This window comes from Promicromonospora sp. CA-289599 (assembly GCF_050936155.1).
GTDB lineage: Bacteria > Actinomycetota > Actinomycetes > Actinomycetales > Cellulomonadaceae > Promicromonospora.
The window spans coordinates 5,355,864-5,372,142 of sequence record NZ_JBNJNI010000001.1; the positions used below are offsets into that span (position 1 = coordinate 5,355,864).

At 72.6% G+C, this 16,279-nt stretch carries 16 protein-coding genes and 1 pseudogene; 14 read left to right on the plus strand and 3 right to left on the minus strand.

Annotated elements, in window-relative coordinates:
- Window positions 1-9 precede the first annotated feature (9 nt).
- A complete protein-coding gene (locus ACQEVI_RS23845; protein WP_432903785.1) occupies window positions 10-546 on the minus strand; it encodes a YbhB/YbcL family Raf kinase inhibitor-like protein in 537 nt (178 codons plus the stop codon).
- 90 nt (window positions 547-636) lie between these two features.
- Between ACQEVI_RS23845 and ACQEVI_RS23850 the strand changes: the two genes are divergently transcribed.
- Window positions 637-1,383: a GNAT family N-acetyltransferase gene (locus ACQEVI_RS23850; protein WP_432903787.1), complete on the plus strand. Its 747-nt coding sequence runs from the start codon at window positions 637-639 to the stop codon at window positions 1,381-1,383.
- Window positions 1,384-1,396: 13 nt separating this feature from the next.
- On the opposite strand, the gene ACQEVI_RS23855 is transcribed toward ACQEVI_RS23850, so the two are convergent.
- The gene (locus ACQEVI_RS23855; RefSeq protein WP_432903790.1) at window positions 1,397-2,020 is read right to left on the minus strand and encodes a QsdR family transcriptional regulator; all 624 of its coding nucleotides are present in this window, start codon (window positions 2,018-2,020) and stop codon (window positions 1,397-1,399) included.
- Between the two features lie 151 nt (window positions 2,021-2,171).
- Here ACQEVI_RS23855 and ACQEVI_RS23860 point away from each other — a divergent pair, with 151 nt between their 5' ends.
- From ACQEVI_RS23860 to ACQEVI_RS23915, 12 genes and pseudogenes are all read left to right on the plus strand, one after another.
- Window positions 2,172-2,999 carry an SDR family oxidoreductase gene (locus ACQEVI_RS23860; RefSeq protein ID WP_432903793.1) on the plus strand — a complete coding sequence of 276 codons (828 nt, stop codon included), beginning with the start codon at window positions 2,172-2,174 and terminating at the stop codon, window positions 2,997-2,999.
- Between the two features lie 41 nt (window positions 3,000-3,040).
- Complete coding sequence (locus ACQEVI_RS23865; protein WP_432903796.1) at window positions 3,041-3,655, plus strand: TetR/AcrR family transcriptional regulator; 615 nt, start codon at window positions 3,041-3,043, stop codon at window positions 3,653-3,655.
- Between the two features lie 3 nt (window positions 3,656-3,658).
- On the plus strand, window positions 3,659-4,678 hold the full coding sequence (locus tag ACQEVI_RS23870; protein WP_432903799.1) for an NADPH:quinone oxidoreductase family protein: 1,020 nt from the start codon (window positions 3,659-3,661) through the stop codon (window positions 4,676-4,678).
- On the plus strand, window positions 4,675-5,433 hold the full coding sequence (locus ACQEVI_RS23875; protein ID WP_432903801.1) for an SDR family NAD(P)-dependent oxidoreductase: 759 nt from the start codon (window positions 4,675-4,677) through the stop codon (window positions 5,431-5,433). The genes ACQEVI_RS23870 and ACQEVI_RS23875 overlap by 4 nt, the downstream gene beginning before the upstream one ends.
- 106 nt (window positions 5,434-5,539) lie before the next feature.
- The gene (locus ACQEVI_RS23880) at window positions 5,540-6,355 is read left to right on the plus strand and encodes an ABC transporter ATP-binding protein (protein WP_432903804.1); all 816 of its coding nucleotides are present in this window, start codon (window positions 5,540-5,542) and stop codon (window positions 6,353-6,355) included.
- Window positions 6,352-6,855, plus strand: a pseudogene (locus ACQEVI_RS23885) (ABC transporter ATP-binding protein); the annotation flags it as partial. The gene ACQEVI_RS23880 and the pseudogene ACQEVI_RS23885, both read left to right, overlap by 4 nt.
- A gap of 267 nt (window positions 6,856-7,122) precedes the next feature.
- A complete protein-coding gene (locus ACQEVI_RS23890) occupies window positions 7,123-8,022 on the plus strand; it encodes a branched-chain amino acid ABC transporter permease (protein WP_432903806.1) in 900 nt (299 codons plus the stop codon).
- Window positions 8,019-9,110, plus strand: a complete 1,092-nt coding sequence (locus ACQEVI_RS23895) for a branched-chain amino acid ABC transporter permease (protein WP_432903809.1) — start codon at window positions 8,019-8,021, stop codon at window positions 9,108-9,110. Before ACQEVI_RS23890 ends, ACQEVI_RS23895 begins: the two co-directional genes overlap by 4 nt.
- 5 nt (window positions 9,111-9,115) lie before the next feature.
- Window positions 9,116-10,390 carry an ABC transporter substrate-binding protein gene (locus tag ACQEVI_RS23900; protein WP_432903812.1) on the plus strand — a complete coding sequence of 425 codons (1,275 nt, stop codon included), beginning with the start codon at window positions 9,116-9,118 and terminating at the stop codon, window positions 10,388-10,390.
- A 73-nt stretch (window positions 10,391-10,463) separates the two neighbouring features.
- The gene (locus tag ACQEVI_RS23905; protein ID WP_432903814.1) at window positions 10,464-11,561 is read left to right on the plus strand and encodes a phosphotransferase family protein; all 1,098 of its coding nucleotides are present in this window, start codon (window positions 10,464-10,466) and stop codon (window positions 11,559-11,561) included.
- A complete protein-coding gene (locus ACQEVI_RS23910) occupies window positions 11,561-12,835 on the plus strand; it encodes an acyl-CoA dehydrogenase family protein (protein ID WP_432903817.1) in 1,275 nt (424 codons plus the stop codon). The genes ACQEVI_RS23905 and ACQEVI_RS23910 overlap by 1 nt, the downstream gene beginning before the upstream one ends.
- On the plus strand, window positions 12,832-14,490 hold the full coding sequence (locus ACQEVI_RS23915) for an AMP-binding protein (RefSeq protein WP_432903820.1): 1,659 nt from the start codon (window positions 12,832-12,834) through the stop codon (window positions 14,488-14,490). Before ACQEVI_RS23910 ends, ACQEVI_RS23915 begins: the two co-directional genes overlap by 4 nt.
- On the opposite strand, the gene ACQEVI_RS23920 is transcribed toward ACQEVI_RS23915, so the two are convergent.
- Window positions 14,491-14,910, minus strand: a complete 420-nt coding sequence (locus tag ACQEVI_RS23920) for an acyl-CoA thioesterase (protein WP_432903823.1) — start codon at window positions 14,908-14,910, stop codon at window positions 14,491-14,493. It abuts the gene before it with no gap.
- A 134-nt stretch (window positions 14,911-15,044) separates the two neighbouring features.
- Here ACQEVI_RS23920 and ACQEVI_RS23925 point away from each other — a divergent pair, with 134 nt between their 5' ends.
- Complete coding sequence (locus ACQEVI_RS23925; RefSeq protein WP_432903825.1) at window positions 15,045-16,244, plus strand: acyl-CoA dehydrogenase family protein; 1,200 nt, start codon at window positions 15,045-15,047, stop codon at window positions 16,242-16,244.
- Window positions 16,245-16,279 lie beyond the last annotated feature (35 nt).

Here is a 16,279-nt window from a genome sequence, read left to right on the forward strand (position 1 = left end):
GACCGTCCCTCACCGGCTGTACGTCGCCGTGAGCGTGGCGCGCCCCAGCAGGTGGAAGTACACGTTGAACGCCACCTGTGCGTTGGTGTTGTCCGGGCCCAGCCCCAGCTCGCCCGGTTCGACGTCCAGCGCGTGCACGGCGAAGATGTATCGGTGCGGGTGGTCGCCGGGCGGCGGGCCCGCGCCCTCGAAGCCCGGGGTGTGGCCGTCGCTGTACGTGTGGAACGCCCCGGCGGGCAGGCCCGAGCCGTCGGGAGTGCCGGCTCCGGTGTCGAGCGACGTCACGGAGGCCGGGAGGTCCACGACGGTCCAGTGGTGGTAGCCCATCGGCGTCGGCGCGTCGGGGTCGTAGCAGGTCACGACGAACGACTTGGTGCCCTCGGGAAAACCGCTCCACGTCAGGGCGGGGGAGATGTTCTGGTCGTGCGCCGCGTGCGCGTCCGGCATGCGCTCGCCGTCGGTCAGGTTGCTGCTCGTCAGCGAGAAGGTCGCGGGAGCGGGCAGCAGCGTGTAGGGGTCCGGCGGGTACGGGCGAGTGAAGTCCATGCCCCCACTCTGCCGAATCGCTGAGCCGGTTGCCAGCGACTACGGCCGAGCCGGTGGTGCCGGCCCGGACCGGTACAGCATGATCGGCGCATGATCATCCGATCCTCCACCGCGCTGGTGCGGCCGGGCATGCTCGACGAGTTCCAGGCCTTCATCGAGGCCGGCGTCGCGGGGTTCGCGACGCTCGACGGTTTCCTCGGCGACGAGATCGTCGTGGGACCGGACACCCTGACCTACGTGAGCCGGTGGCGGGACGCCGCGGCGCTCGCCGGGTACGCCGGCCCGGGCTGGCGTACCGAGCCGGTGGTGCTGGAGGACGAGGACCGGTTCCTGGTCGCGCCGCTGCGCGTGCGGCACGTCGAGCTCCGGCAGGCTGTGCCGGACGACGCTCCCGGCATCGCCGACGTCTGGCACGCCGCCTGGGGCGACGGGCACCACGGCCTCGTGCCGCCGGAGCTCGAGGCGGTCCGCACGCGCGAGTCGTTCGGGCCCCGCGCGGCGAGCCGGGTGCCGGGCACGACGGTGGCCGTGGCCGACGGCGGTGTCGTCGGCTTCGTCACCGTCCACGACGACGAGGTCGAGCAGGTGTTCGTCTCGGCGACGCACCGCGGCTCCGGTCTCGCCGCGCACCTCCTGTCCGACGGCGAGGCCCGGGTCGCCGCGGCCGGGCACGCGCGGGCCTGGCTCGCCGTCGTGGCGGGCAACGGTCGGGCGCGACGGTTCTACGAACGCCAGGGCTGGTCGGACGCCGGGCCGCTCGACTACGAGGCGGAGACCGCGGCGGGCCCGGTGCCGGTTGCGGTCCGCCGCTACGTGAAGCGCCTGGCGGGCGAGTGACGGCGTCGGCCGGTCAGTTCACTCGCAGCAGGTGGCGGAACGCCGTCCTTGCTCGCTCCGGGCTCGGGTCGTCGCCCGTGATGAGGTCCGCGTACGTGAGCGACTCCGAGACCCGCACCAGCAGGTAGGCGAGCTCCTCGGGGGTGATGGTGCCGTCGAACGGCTTCTCGCCGAGGTCGCGCACCACCAGCCACTCCACGGTCGCGACGAACCGCTGCTGGATGGGGCTGTCCGCGGTGGTGAGCAGCCGCAGCGAGCGGGCGGGCTCCCTGCGCAGGAACGCGCGGAAGTAGTCGGCGACGATGAGGTCGTGCGCGAAGGTGGTCAGCATCCCCGCCAGGCGTTCGGCGCCCGTCAGGTGCTCGTTCGCGCGCTCGGCCTGCACCAGCGTCGGCACGGCGAGCGACCACAGCACCTCGCTGAGCAGCGCGTCCCGGTTGCCCACCCAGCGGAACACCGACGTGCGGTCGACGCCGAGCTGCGCGGCGAGCGGACCCATGTCGATGCGGTAGCCCTCGATGAAGGTGTCGCGCGCGAGGCTCAGCACGCGCTGCGCCTCGGGGCGCGTGGCCAGCCGAGCGGAGAGGGTGCTCGGCGCGGCTTCCAGTCCGACCGTCGCGATCGACGTCGTTGTCATGGCGGCTATCCAACCGCTACCGGGGCCCGGTTGCAACAATATGCAGAACGATGCATACGGGACATTGCCGGAAAGCACGCACTCTATCCCGCCGGAGCGAGGGCGTGCTAAGGTGCAGTTCGCAAACCGACCAGACGGTACGGAGGAATGTGTGGCTGACAACGTCGTCGCCGGTGGGGCCGGGAACGGCCCAGGACAGAGGTTCGAGGGCAGGGTCGCCCTGGTCACGGGTGCGAGTCGGGGGATAGGCCTCGCGATCGCCCACCGCGTCGTGGCCGAGGGCGGCCGGGTGGTGATCACCGGACGCTCCGCCGACACCCTGCAGGAGGCGGTCGCCGAGCTCGGCCCGGACCGCGCCCTGGGCATCGCGGGCAAGGCGGACGACGCCGAGCACCGCGCGGACGCCGTCGGCCGGACGATCGAGCACTTCGGGCGCCTGGACCATCTCGTGAACAACGCCGGGATCAACCCCGCCTACGGGCCGCTCACGGAGCTCGACACGGGTGTGGCCCGCAAGATCCTGGAGGTGAACGTGATCGCGGCCCTGGAGTGGACCCGGGAGGCGGTCGCCGCGGCCGCAGGGGCGGCGGGCGCAGACGGCTCAGCTGCGTCTGCCGATAGCCCGCTCCGCTCGATAGTCAACATGGCGTCCGTGGCGGGAACGGCGTCGGGCCCGAACATCGCCTTCTACGGCGTCTCCAAGGCGGCCCTCATCAACCTGACGATCCAGCTCGCCGACGAGCTCGCCCCGACCACCCGCGTCAACGCGCTCGCGCCCGCCGTGGTCAAGACCCGGCTGGCCCGCGCCCTGTACGAGGGCCGCGAGGAGGAGGCGGCGTCCGCCTACCCGCTGCGCCGGCTCGGCGTCCCGGACGACGTCGCCGGCCCGGCCGCCTTCCTCCTGTCCGACGACGCCGCGTGGGTCACCGGTCAGACGCTCCTGGTCGACGGCGGCGCGAGCGTGCGGACCGCACTGTGAGCCGGCCGGTGAATGTGGTGGCGACGGTGAAGGATGAGCCCATGCGCACCATGAACGTCCAGGACCAGGTCCTGCGAGCGGCTCTCGACCTCTTCTCCACGCGGGGCTACGCGACCACGAGCGTCCAGGAGATCGTCGCGGCGGCCGGCGTCACCAAGGGGGCGATGTACCACTACTTCGCCTCCAAGGACGACCTGCTGTTCGCGATCTACGACCGGCTGCTGTCGCTGCAGAAGGCGCACCTCGACGAGATCGTCGCGGCCGGCGCCGAGCGGGGCGACAGTGTCGAGCACGTGCTGCGGGCGGTCTGCGTGGACGTGATCTCGACGTCCATCGAGTTCCTGCCCGAGGGCACCGTGTTCACACGCAGCCAGCACATGCTCATGCCGGACCGCCAGGCGGAGGTCAAGCGGCGGCGTCGCGAGTACCACGAGGAGTTCGAGGCGCTGCTCCTGCGCGGCATCCAGGAGGGGGTGTTCCGCGACGAGGTGCCCACGGCGATGCTCATCGCGCACTTCTTCTCCGACGTGCACTACCTCTCCCAGTGGTACTCGCCCGCGGGGCCGCTGACGGCGGGCCAGGTGGCGGAGCAGCTCACCGAGCTGTTCCTGCGCGGTATCAGAACAGCGGCGGCACAAGACTCAGGAGAGGACTGACACGTGAGCGTACCCACGGCGATGAAGGCGTGGCGGGTGGTCTCCCACGGGGAGCCCGAGCAGGTCATGGAGCTGCACGACGTCCCGGTGCCCGAACCCGGTCCGGGCGAGGTGCTGCTGCGCGTGCGGGCCGTCGCGGTGAACTTCCCCGACGTCCTGCTGGCGCGCGGCGAGTACCAGGAGCGGCCGGAGCTGCCGTTCGTGCCCGGGATCGAGCTGTGCGGCGACGTCGTCGCGCTGGGTCCCGGCGTGGCCGAGGGGGAGCGGGTGCGGGTCGGCGACCGCGTCGTCGGCTCGAAGATCGGGGTGCTCGCGCAGTACGCGACGGTGCCGGTGCAGTCGGTGCACCCGGCGCCGTCGGCCCTGGACGACGCGCAGGCCGCCGCGCTGACGATCGCGTACCAGACCGCGTGGTTCGGGCTGCACCAGCGGGGCGGGCTGCAGGCCGGCCAGACGCTGCTGGTGCACGCCGCCGCGGGCGGAGTCGGCACCGCCGCGTGCCAGCTCGGCAACGCAGCCGGGGCGCGCGTGGTCGGGGTCGTGGGCAGTGCGGCCAAGGTGGCGGCGGCCCGTGCCGCGGGCGCCGACCAGGTGTTCCTGCGCGACGACGACTGGGTCGCGGAGCTGCGCAAGCCCGGTGTCGACGTGGTGTTCGACCCCGTGGGCGGCGACTCGTTCGAGCGCTCGACCCGCTGCATCGCGTTCGAGGGCCGGATCGTCGTGGTCGGGTTCGCGAGCGGGCAGACGCCGAAGGTCCGGGCCGACCTCGCGCTCGTGAAGAACTACGGCGTGCTCGGCCTGCACTGGGCGCTGTACCAGCAGCGCCGGCCCGACCTCGTGGACGCCGCCCACGCCGAGCTGGACAAGCTCGCCGCCTCCGGCGTGGTGCGCCCGGTGCTGAGCGACGTCGTCGGGTTCGACCAGGCGCCCGCCGCGGTGGCGCGGCTGGCCGGCGGCGCGACGACGGGCCGGCTCGTGGTCCGGGTGGCGGACGACGCGGCGATCGGGGAGGTGGCCGCATGACCGGGCCGAGCGTCGCCGCGATGCACGACCTGACCGGGCGGGTGGCGCTCGTGACGGGCGGCGCTCGCGGTATCGGCGAGGCGTACGTGCGCATCCTGCACGACGCCGGGGCGAGCGTCGTGGTCACCGACGTCCTGGACGCGGAGGGTCAGGCGCTGGCCGACGGGCTGGGAGAGCGGGTGCGGTTCGTGCACCTGGACGTGACCGACGAGGAGGCCTGGGACCGGGTGGTCGGCCAGGTGACGGGCGACCTCGGCGGCGTGGACGTGCTGGTCAACAACGCGGGCATCGCGAACGCGGCGCCGATCGAGCACTTCACGCTCGCCAAGTGGAACGCCGTGATGGCGGTCAATGCGACGGGCGTGTTCCTGGGCTGCCGGGCGGTGGTGCCCACGATGAAGGCGGCCGGGCGCGGCTCGATCATCAACATCTCCTCGGTCGAGGGGCTGCGCGGGAGCTGGAGCCTGCACGGGTACACCGCCTCCAAGTTCGCGGTGCGCGGCCTGACCAAGTCGCTCGCCGTCGAGCTGGGCAAGGACGGGATCCGCGTGAACTCGGTGCATCCCGGCCTGATCCTCACCGAGATGAGCGTGAAGATCGACCCCGACGCCCTGGTGATCCCGCTCGGCCGGCCGGGCGTGCCCGACGACCTCGCCGGGACGATCCTGTTCCTGGCCAGTGACGCGTCGGCGTGGATCTCCGGGCAGGAGATCGTCGTGGACGGCGGTATGACGAGCGGGATCCCGCACCGATGACGGGCGGATGAGCGAGGGGTAGGCACTGGGCGGGGCGGCCTGGGTGTCCGAGGACCGTTTCATACCGGCCGGTCGGTTTATCCAACAACGACACATGGAGGTGTTGATGACAACGACGTCGAGCAGCACAGGGCCGGACAACGCGAAAGACAGCCCGCCCCGGCTGGAGGTCTCGGGGCTCACCGTGACGTTCGGCGGCCTCACCGCGCTGGACGACGTGTCCTTCACCGTCGCCGACGGCGAGACCGTCGCCCTGATCGGGCCGAACGGCGCGGGCAAGACCACCGTGTTCAACGCGGTGTGTGGCCTGGTGCGCACCCGGCGGGGCGAGATCCGCGTGGGTGGGGCGCCCGCGCCGTCGTCGACCACGGGGCTGCTGGGGGCCGGGGTCTCCCGGACGCTCCAGGGTCTTGGACTGTTCGACCACCTCACCGTGCTGGAGAACGTGCTCGTGCCGCTCACGAGCGTCCGGCCCGGCAGCGGCACGAGCGCGGACACCGTCCAGGAGGTGCTCGGCGCCCTCGGCCTGGCCGGCCTCGCTGCCGCCCCCGCGGGCACGCTGCCCTACCCCGAACGCAAGCGCGTGGCCCTGGCCCGCGCCCTGGTCACGCGGCCGCGGCTCCTGCTGCTGGACGAGCCCGCGGGCGGGCTCGGGGCCGCCGACATCGACCAGCTCGCGCAGACCGTGCGCACCGTGTCGGACGGCGGGTGCGCCGTGCTGCTCGTGGAGCACCACGTCGACTTCGTCATGGACGTGGCCGACCGCGTGGTGGTGCTCGACTTCGGGCACGTCATCGCGTGCGGGACGCCGGACGAGGTGCGGCGGGACCCCGCGGTCGAGGAGGCGTACCTCGGGGTGCCGGTATCGGGGGTCTCGACAGGCTCGACCAGCGGGGCGGCCGGCCGGGGGCAGCGCGCATGAGCACCCTGACGATCGAGAAGCTCACCGTCGGCTACGGCGACGGCGCCCCCGTCCTGGACGGCCTGGAGCTGGAGGTGCCCGACGGCGGCGTCGTCGCGCTGCTCGGGGCCAACGGCGCCGGCAAGACGACGCTGCTGCGCTCCCTGATGGGACTGGTGCCCGCGCGCAGCGGGCGCGTGCTGCTCGACGGCGCGGACCTGACGCGCCTGAGCACCGAGGACCGGGTGCGGCGCGGCCTGGCCCTGGTCCCCGAAGGGCGCAGCGTGGTGGTCGAGCTGACCGTCGCGGAGAACCTCCGGCTCGGCGCGCTGTGGAAGACGGGGAAGCGCAAGGGGCCGGCGCGCGACGCCGCCGTCGGGCAGATGTACGAGCTGTTCGAGCCCCTGGCCCGGCGCCGCGACGCCGCCGGCCACACCCTGTCCGGTGGCGAGCGGCAGATGCTCGCGCTCGCGCGGGCCCTGGTGGGCGAGCCGGACGTGCTCCTGCTCGACGAGCCGTCGCTCGGGCTGGCGCCGCTCGTGGTCGCCCAGCTGCTCGGCGTGCTCCGCGACCAGGCGGAGGCCACCGGCCTCACGGTGCTCCTGGCCGAGCAGAACGTCACGGGCGCGCTGTCGGTCGCCGACCGCGGCGTCGTCCTGTCCCTCGGGGAGGTCGTCGCCGACCGCCCGGCCGCCGAGCTGGCCGCCGACCCCGCCCTCCGCCACGCCTACCTGGGTTTCTGACATGGCTTCTGAAATGGCTTCTGACATGGCTTCTGAGGTGGCGACATGACCGAGATGGATCCCGCCGTGGAAAGACTCGTGTTCCTGCTGTCGACCGGGCTGGCGCGCGGCGCCGTCCTCGCGCTGTTCGCGCTGTCGCTCGTGATCGTCTACCGCGCGGCGCGGGCGGTGAACTTCGCCCAGGCCGCGATGGCGATCGTGCCCGTGTACGTCGCGTTCGCGGTGACGTCGGCGAGCGGCTCCTACTGGCTCGGGCTCGCCTGCGCCCTCGCGACCGGCGCGCTGCTCGGCGCCGTCGTCGAACGCTGGCTCCTGCGCCTGGTGCCCCAGGACAACCCGCTGCCCGGCATCATCGTGGCCATCGGCCTGGTCATGGTGCTCCAGGCCGGGCTCGCCATCGCCTTCGGACCCGACCACCGGCCCGTGCACGCACCCTTCTCCCAGCGGCCCTTCGACGTCGGCGGGGTCAGCGTGCTCAGCCCCTACGACCTGTTCGTGCTGGTCGTCGCGGCCGTCGTCATGGGCTCTCTCGCGATCCTGTTCAACCGCACCTCGCTGGGCCTCCAGCTGCGCGCCGCAGCCTTCGCCCCCGAGACCTCCCGGCTGCTCGGCGTCCGCGTGCCCCGCATGGTGACCCTCGGCTGGATGCTGTCGATCGCCACCGCGGCGCTCGCGGCACTCCTGCTGGTGCCGACCGGGCTCGGCCTGGACCCGCACGCCGCCGACGTGCTGTTCGTCAACGCGTTCGCCGCCGCCGTCATCGGCGGGCTGGACTCGCCGGTCGGGGCGCTGGTCGCGGGGCTGGTGGTTGGGGTGCTCGCGAGCCTCGTTACCGGGTACGCGTCGGCCGCGACGGCGCCGCTGGCGGTGCTCGCCCTGCTCACGGTCGTGCTGCTCGTGCGACCGCACGGACTCTTCGCCGCGAGGGAGGCCCGGACAGCATGACGACCCTCGACCTGAGAGCCGGGGGCACGAAGCTCCTGCTGCGCGCCGGCCTGCTCACCGTGGTGGCCCTGGGCGCCACCTTCCTGCTCGACCCCTACCGCAACTACCAGCTCGCGACCTCCGCCGGGGTGTTCGCCGCCGTCGCCGGCCTCACCCTGCTGGTCGGCCTCACCGGACAGCTCTCCCTCGGGCACGCCGTGCTGATGGCCGCGGGCGGGTACGGGTACGCCCTGACCGCGACCTGGGTGGCGGGCGCGTTGGAGGGCACCGGAGCGGCCGACGGCGTCGTCGGCTGGCTGCTGCCCCTGCTCGCCGGGGTGGCCGGGGCGCTCGTGGTCTCGGGCACGCTCGGCCTGCTGCTCGGGCTCGCGGCGGCCCGGCTGCGCGGCCCCTACCTCGCGGGCCTGACGCTCGCCCTGGTGATCGCCCTGCCGTCGGCGGCGAGCACCATCCCCGGGCTGTCGGGGGCGCAGGGCATCAGCGCCCCGTTCGTCCCGGTGCCCGACGCGCTGGCCGCCCTCATCGCGGTCGAGCAGTGGCACGCGTGGCTCGCGATCGGTGTGACGGCCTGCGTCGTCACGCCCCTGGTCGCCCTGCGCGCGGGGCGCGCGGGGCTGCGCATGCGCGCGGTGCACGACGACGAGACGGCGGCCCGGCTCGCCGGCATCGATCCCGGCCGGGTCAAGGCCGGGGCGTTCGTGATCAGCTCGCTCGCCGCGGGTCTGGGCGGCGTGGTGCTCGCGATCGTCACGCAGCAGGTCAGCCCGGGGGCGTACGGCCTCGGGTTCTCGCTGCTGCTCGTGGTCGCCGCCGTGGTCGGCGGGCTCGGCTCGCTCGGGGGTGCCGCCATCGGGGCGGTGCTCGTGACGCTGCTGCCCTGGGTGGTCGACCAGGCCACCGCAGGACTGCCCGCCGACCTCGGGCACCGCCTGCAGGGAAACCTCGAGATCGTCCTGTTCGGCGTGGTGGTGGTCGTCGTCACCGTGCTCTGGCCGGGCGGGCTCTCGCGGCTTCTCCGGACCAGAAAACCTTCCAAGAACACGCAGCTTTCCCAGAACACGCAGCTCTTCCAGAACACAGAGAGGTGATCGGAATGCGCACCACACGATCCACTGCACGGTCCACCGCCGTCGCAGCCACCATGGGGCTGGCCGCCGCCACTGCCCTGTCGGCCTGCTCGACCCCCGCGTCCGCCGACGTCCCCGGCGTCACCGACGACAAGGTGGTCATCGGCACGCACCAGCCGCTCACGGGACCGGCCGCGGCCGGCTTCGCGTCGATCTCGGCGGCCACCGCCGCGTACTTCGAGTACGTCAACGCGAACGGCGGCATCCACGGCCGCGAGATCGAGTACATCGTCAAGGACGACGGCTACAACCCGGCCAACACCCAGACGGTGGTGCGCGAGCTGGTCCAGGAGGACGAGGTCTTCGCGATCGTCAACGGCCTGGGCACGCCCACGCACTCCAGCGTGCTCGACTACCTGGACCAGAACGGCGTGCCCGACCTGTTCGTCGCCTCCGGCTCCCTGACGTGGAACCAGCCCGACGAGTACCCGAACACGTTCGGCTTCAACGCCGACTACGTGACCGAGGGCGCGGCGCTCGCGCAGCACGCGCTGGACACCGACCCGGACGCCGTCGTCTGCGTGCTGGGCCAGGACGACGACTTCGGTACGGGCATCCTCCAGGGCGTCGAGCTGGCGCTGGGCGACGGCGAGGTCGCGACCAACCAGACCTACTCCACGGCCGACCAGGACGTCACCGCGCAGCTCGGCGCCATGAAGGAGGCCGGCTGCACGCACAACGTGCTCGGCACCATCAACGGCTTCACGGCGCTCGCCGTCGGCACGGCCGCGCAGATGGAGTGGTTCCCGAAGTGGCTCGTCTCCTCCTCGGGAGCTGACTACCCGACGCTCGCGGAGTACCTCGGCGAGGAGGGCACACCGGCGCTGGAGGGTCTGGTCTCGGTGAACTACCTGCCCAACAGCCCGTCGTCGGAGTGGTACGAGCTGTTCTCGCAGATCAACGAGGAGTACAACGACGGCGCGCCCTACACGGGCAACACCACGTATGGCATGAGTGTGGGTTACCAGTTCGCCGAGGCGCTGGCCGCGGCCGGCGAGAACCCGACGAGGGAGTCGATAGTGGCGGCGGTGGAGTCCGGTGACCTGGGGGGCAACGGCATCGCGCCGCTGACCTACTCCGCGGACGACCACTTCGGGCACCGCACCGTCCGGATCGCCGTCGTGGCCGACGGCGCGCAGGACTTCACCGACGACGCCTACGAGGTGTCCGAGGCGGGCGCCACCGCCGTCGAGCCGGAGCAGGCGCCGCTCGTGAACGCGGGCATCCCGGCCACCGAATGACACCGTCCCGTGCGAGGGCAGGGGGCACCAGGAACACCGCGCACGACGACCTCGGGCGCACGAGAGGGGAACCATGACGCACGAACTACCCGGTCTGGACGTCGCGGGCCTGGCCGTCTGGCTGGCCCGGGAGCACCCGGAGCTGGCGGGCCCGGCGGGCCCCGGCCTGACCGCGAGCCTCATCACCGGCGGGCGCAGCAACCTCACCTACCGGGTGGACGGCGCCGCGCTGCCGCTCGTGGTGCGGCGCCCACCGCTGGGGCACGTGCTGTCCAGCGCGCACGACATGCGGCGCGAGCACCGGGTCATCACCGCCCTGGCGGGGACGATCCCGGTGCCCGCCACGGTCGCGGTGGTGGACGACACGGAGCGGGCCGAGGTCACGGGCACGGTGTTCTTCGTCATGGAGCACGTGGCGGGCACGGTGCTGGCCCGCCCCGAGCACAACGCGGCCTGGACCCGCGAGGGGCTCGGCCGGCTCGGCGTCGAGCTGGCCGAGGTCCTCGCGGACCTCCACACCACCGATCCGGCGGCGGTGGGGCTCGCCGACTTCGGCCGGACCGCCGGGTACCTGGGTCGCCAGATGAAGACCTGGCGGCGCCAGTACGACGCCTCGCGGTCGCGGCCCCAGCCGCTCCTGGACACCCTCCAGGAGCGGCTGGAGGCGGCGGTGCCCGACGACGCCGGACGCACCGCCATCGTGCACGGCGACTACCGGCTCGACAACGCGCTGGTGGCCGGACCGCCCGACGCCCCGCGGATCGCGGCGGTGCTGGACTGGGAGATGGCGACCCTCGGCGACCCGCTCGTGGACCTCGGCATGCTCGGCATGTACTGGCGCATCCGGGAGCTGACCACCTCCGCCGGGATCGACGTCGTGCCGGGGGCGATCGTGCCCGGCGCCGGCTACCCGGACTTCGACGAGGTCATCGACGCCTACGCCGCCCGCGCCGGGATCGCCGTACCCGACCTCTCCTGGTACCGCGCGTTCGCCTGCTACAAGCTCGCGGTCATCCTCGAGGGCATCCACTACCGGTTCACCGGCGGGCAGACCGTCGGCGACGGGTTCGACCGGATCGGGGAGCTGGTTCAGCCGCTGGCCGCCGAGGGGCTGGACCGGCTCGCCGACACCCCGCCCAGGACCGCCACCACGACAGCAGGAGGAGCCTGATGGACTTCGCCCCCGACGCCACCACGCACGAGATCACCCGGCGGGTCAGGGACTTCGTCACGGACGAGGTGCTGCCCGCCGAGCCAGTGCTCGCCGGCCAGCTCGCCGCCACCCCCGGCGACTGGTCCTTCCGGCCGGTGGTGCGCCACCTGCAGGCCACCGCGCGCGAGCGCGGGCTGTGGAACCTGTTCCTGCCCCCGGGCGGGCCGGTCGGCGCACGCGGCGGCGGCCTGACCAACCTGCAGTACGCGCCCGTGGCCGAGCTCACCGGCTACAGCCCCAAGCTCGCGCCCGTCGCCATGAACTGCGCGGCCCCCGACACCGGCAACATGGAGCTGCTCGCGCACTTCGCCACGCCCGAGCAGCGCGAACGGTGGCTCGACCCGCTGCTGGAGGGTACGCAGCGGTCCGCGTTCTGCATGACCGAGCCCGCCGTCGCGTCGTCGGACGCCACGAACATCGCCACCCAGATCGTGCGCGACGGCGACGACTACGTGATCACCGGCCGCAAGTGGTTCGCCACCGGCGCCATGAACCCCGACTGCGGCTTGCTGATCGTCATGGGCAAGACCGATCCCGACGCACCCCGGCACCGGCAGCAGTCCATGATGCTCGTGCCCCGCGACACCCCCGGCGTCACCGTCGTGCGCGGCCTGACCGTGCTGGGCTACGACGACCGCGACCACGGCGGCCACGCCGAGATCGTCTTCGACGACGTCCGCGTGCCCGCCGCCAACCTGCTCGGCGGCGAGGGTGAGGGGTTCGCGATGGCGCAGGCCCGCCTCGGCCCCGGCCGCATCCACCACTGCATGCGCGCGCTCGGCATCGCCGAACGCGCGCTGGACCTCGTGCGCGAACGGGCCACCGAGCGGGTCGCGTTCGGCGCGCCGCTGGCCGACCAGGGCGTCGTACGCGAGTGGCTCGCCCTCTCGCGCATCGAGATCGAGTCCCTGCGCCTGCTCGTGCTCAAGACCGCCTGGCTCATGGACACCGTGGGCAACAAGGCCGCCATGACCGAGATCCAGGCCATCAAGATCGCGGTACCCCGCGCCGTCGGGCAGATCCTGGACCGCGCCGTCCAGGTCTTCGGCGCCGCGGGGGTCTCCGGCGACCACCCCCTGGCCGAGCTGTTCGCGGGCGTCCGCACCCTGCGGCTGGCCGACGGCCCCGACGAGGTGCACCTCGCGTCCCTCGGCCGGGCCGAGCTCCGCCGTCGCGCACCGTTCCTGACCCAGCCCGCACCCCACCCCTCCCCGGAAGGAGACCCGACATGACGCACACCCCAGGCGTCCAGCCCGAGGCCGTAGCCAGCCGCGCCGTCGATCGCGCCGTCGACGGCCCCGGCTACGGCACCCTCTCGATAGCGAGCATCCTCGCCGAGACCGCGGGCCGGTTCCCCGAACGCACCGCGCTCTACTTCATGGGCCGGCCCACCACCTACGGCGACCTCTGGGACCAGACCCGCGCCTACGCGGGGGCGCTCGCGGCCCGCGGGATCGGGCCGGACTCGCGCGTGGCGATGATCGTGCCGAACGTCCCCGACTTCGCGCGCGTCTACTACGCGACGCTCGCGCTCGGCGCCGTCGTGATCCCCGTGCACCTGCTGTTCCGCAGCGACGAGATCGAGTTCGTCCTGAAGGACGCGGGGGCCGACGTCGTCGTGGTCGCCGCCCCGATGCTGGCGGAGGCCGCACCCGCTGCCGCGCGGGCCGGCGTGCCGCTGGTGACCGTCCTGGTGCCGGAGTCGACTGCCCGGCAGCTCGCCGGGCAGGGCACCGTGGTGGCGCGCCTCGAGGACGAGGCGGCCGCCGCGACCCCGATCGAGCGGCACGTGGGGACGAACCCGCTGGCCGCCGCGACGATCCTGTACACGAGCGGCACCACTGGTACCCCGAAGGGTGCGGTCGGTTCGCATCTGGCGATGGTCGAGCAGGTGCACTGCTCGTTGATCGACTCGTTCGACCTGCGGCCCGACGACGTCGTCTACGGCGGCCTGCCGTTCTTCCACTCGTTCGGCCAGATGGCGGTGCTGAACATGGCCTTCCGGCGGGGCGCCTCGATCGTGCTGCTGCCCAAGTTCGATCCCGACGAGGCCCTCGAGCTGCTCGTGGCGCACGGCGTCACCGTGTTCACGGCGGTGCCGACCAACTTCGCCGGGATGGTCGAGGCGGCCCGGCGCTCGGCGGCGCGGCCCCCGCTGCGGTACGCGGTCTCCGGCGGGGCGGCCCTGCCGGTGGCGCTGCTGGAGGCGTTCGAGGAGGCGTACGGGGCCCAGGTGCACGAGGGGTACGGGCTGACGGAGACGTCGCCGTCGTGCACCTTCAACGTGACGTCCGAGCCGATCCGGCCCGGGACGGTGGGCCGCTCGATGTGGGGTGTCGACGTCGCGGTTGCGGTCGCCGAGGTGGAGGACCGGGTGGAGCTGCTGCCCGCCCCGGCCGCGGGTGCGACCAGCGAGCTGGGCGAGATCGTGGTGCGCGGGCACAACCTGATGAAGGGGTACCTGGGCCGGCCGGACGCCTCGGCGGCTGCCGTCGTGGACGGCTGGTTCCGCACGGGCGACCTCGGGACGGTCGACGCGGACGGCATCGTCACGATCGTGGACCGCAAGAAGGACATGATCATCCGCAACGGCTACAACGTGTATCCGACGGAGGTCGAGGCGGTGCTGGCCCGCTACCCGGGCGTCGCCATGGCGGCGGTGTTCGGCGTGCCCGACGAGGTGCGCGGGCAGGAGGTGCACGCCGCCGTCGTGCCCTCGTACGGGGCCGATGTCGACCCGGACGCCGTGGTCGCCTACATGAGGGAGCACGTGGCGGCGTACAAGTACCCGCGCGTGGTGCATGTCTCCCCGGACCTGCCGCTGGGCCCGAGCGGCAAGGTCCTCAAACGCGAGCTGATGGGCCGGTACGCGCAGTCGACGGGGTAGTCAGGCGGACGGGGGCGGCAGGAGTTCCGCGACCGCCTCGCGCACCCGGTCCGGGACCGGGACCGGGCGGCGGGCCGTCTGGTCCACGAAGACGTGCGTGAAGGCTCCCGTCGCGTACGGCTCGCCGCGGTCGGGCGCGCCCGCGGGGAGGATCGCCAGGTCCCACGTGAGCGACGTCCGCCCGAGGCGGCCGACGGCGACGTCGACCTCTATCTCGTCCGGGAACGACACCGGGGCCAGGAACTCGCACGACGAGGCCCGGGCGAGCCCGATGACGTCGCCCGCGGGGTCCATGCCGGTGTGCCGGATGAGCCACGTGTTCACGGCCGTGTCCATGGCCTCGTAGTAGACGGTGTTGTTCATGTGCCCGTACTGGTCGTTGTCGTTCCAGCGCAGGGGGAAGGGGTGTCGATAGCCCATATCGGCAGCGTAGCGCGGCTCAAGGGGAGGGGTGCAACATATTCTTGATTGATGCATACTGGACACCGACTGGTCGGTCTGTACGGATCGACCCACCAGATCGCCCAGCCAGATCGATGATGATCGGAGGACCGATGACGCTCGTACCCGAGTCGCCCCGCACGGACATCCTGGAGGCCGACTTCTACTCGTTCCAGGACCTGCTCACCCCGGCGGAGCAGAAGAAGGCGCTGGCCGTCCGCGAGTTCATGGAGCGCGAGGTGCGCCCCATCGCCGACGACTACTGGGAGCGCGCCGAGTGCCCCGTGCACCTGTTCAAGCCCTACGCGCAGCTCGGCACCATCGGGTCGGGCTGGGCCGAGACGCAGGGCGAGGAGACCTCCGCGGTGTTCCGCGGCTGGGTCGGCATGGAGACGGCCCGCGTGGACTCGTCCTTCTGCACGTTCATCGGGGTCTCGGGCGGCCTGGCGATGACGTCGATCGGCGTCGGCGGCTCCGCCGAGCAGCGCGCCACGTGGCTCCCGCCCATGGCGAGCGGCGACCTCATCGGCGCGTTCGGGCTCACCGAGCCGCTGGCCGGCTCCGACACCGCCAAGGGCCTGCGCACCACCGCCACCCGCACGGGCGACACCTGGGTGCTGAACGGCGCCAAGCGCTGGATCGGCAACGCCACGTTCGCCGACGTCGTGGTCATCTGGGCCAAGGACACCGCCGACGACCAGGTCAAGGGTTTCCTGGTGCGCAAGGGCACGCCCGGCTTCACGGCCACCAAGATCGAGCGCAAGCAGTCCCTGCGCATCGTGCAGAACGCGGACATCGTGCTCGACGGAGTCGAGGTGCACGAGGCCGACCGCCTGGCGCACATCAACAGCTTCCGCGACCTGGCCAAGGTGCTGCGGATCACCCGCGACGGCGTCTCCTGGCAGGCGCTCGGCACCATGGTCGGCGCCTACGAGGCCGCCGTGGCGTACACCAAGCAGCGCGAGCAGTTCGGCAACCCGATCGCGAGCTACCAGCTGATCCAGGACAAGCTCGCCACCGCCTACGCGAACGTGACCGCGGGCTTCGCCATGTGCGTGCGCGTGGCCCAGCTCCAGGACAACGGCACCCAGACCGACGCCCACGCCGCGATGGCCAAGGCGTTCGTCACCACCCGCATGCGGGAGACGGTCGCGCTGTGCCGTGAGGCGTGCGGCGGCAACGGCATCACGCTCGACCACGGCGTGGCGCGGTTCTTCGCCGACGCCGAGGCCGTGTACACGTTCGAGGGCACCAAGGACATGAACCAGCTCATCGTCGGCCGGGCGATCACCGGCCACGCGGCGTTCGTCTGAGTGGACCTGATCTACGGTCGTCTCAGCGCGCCGTC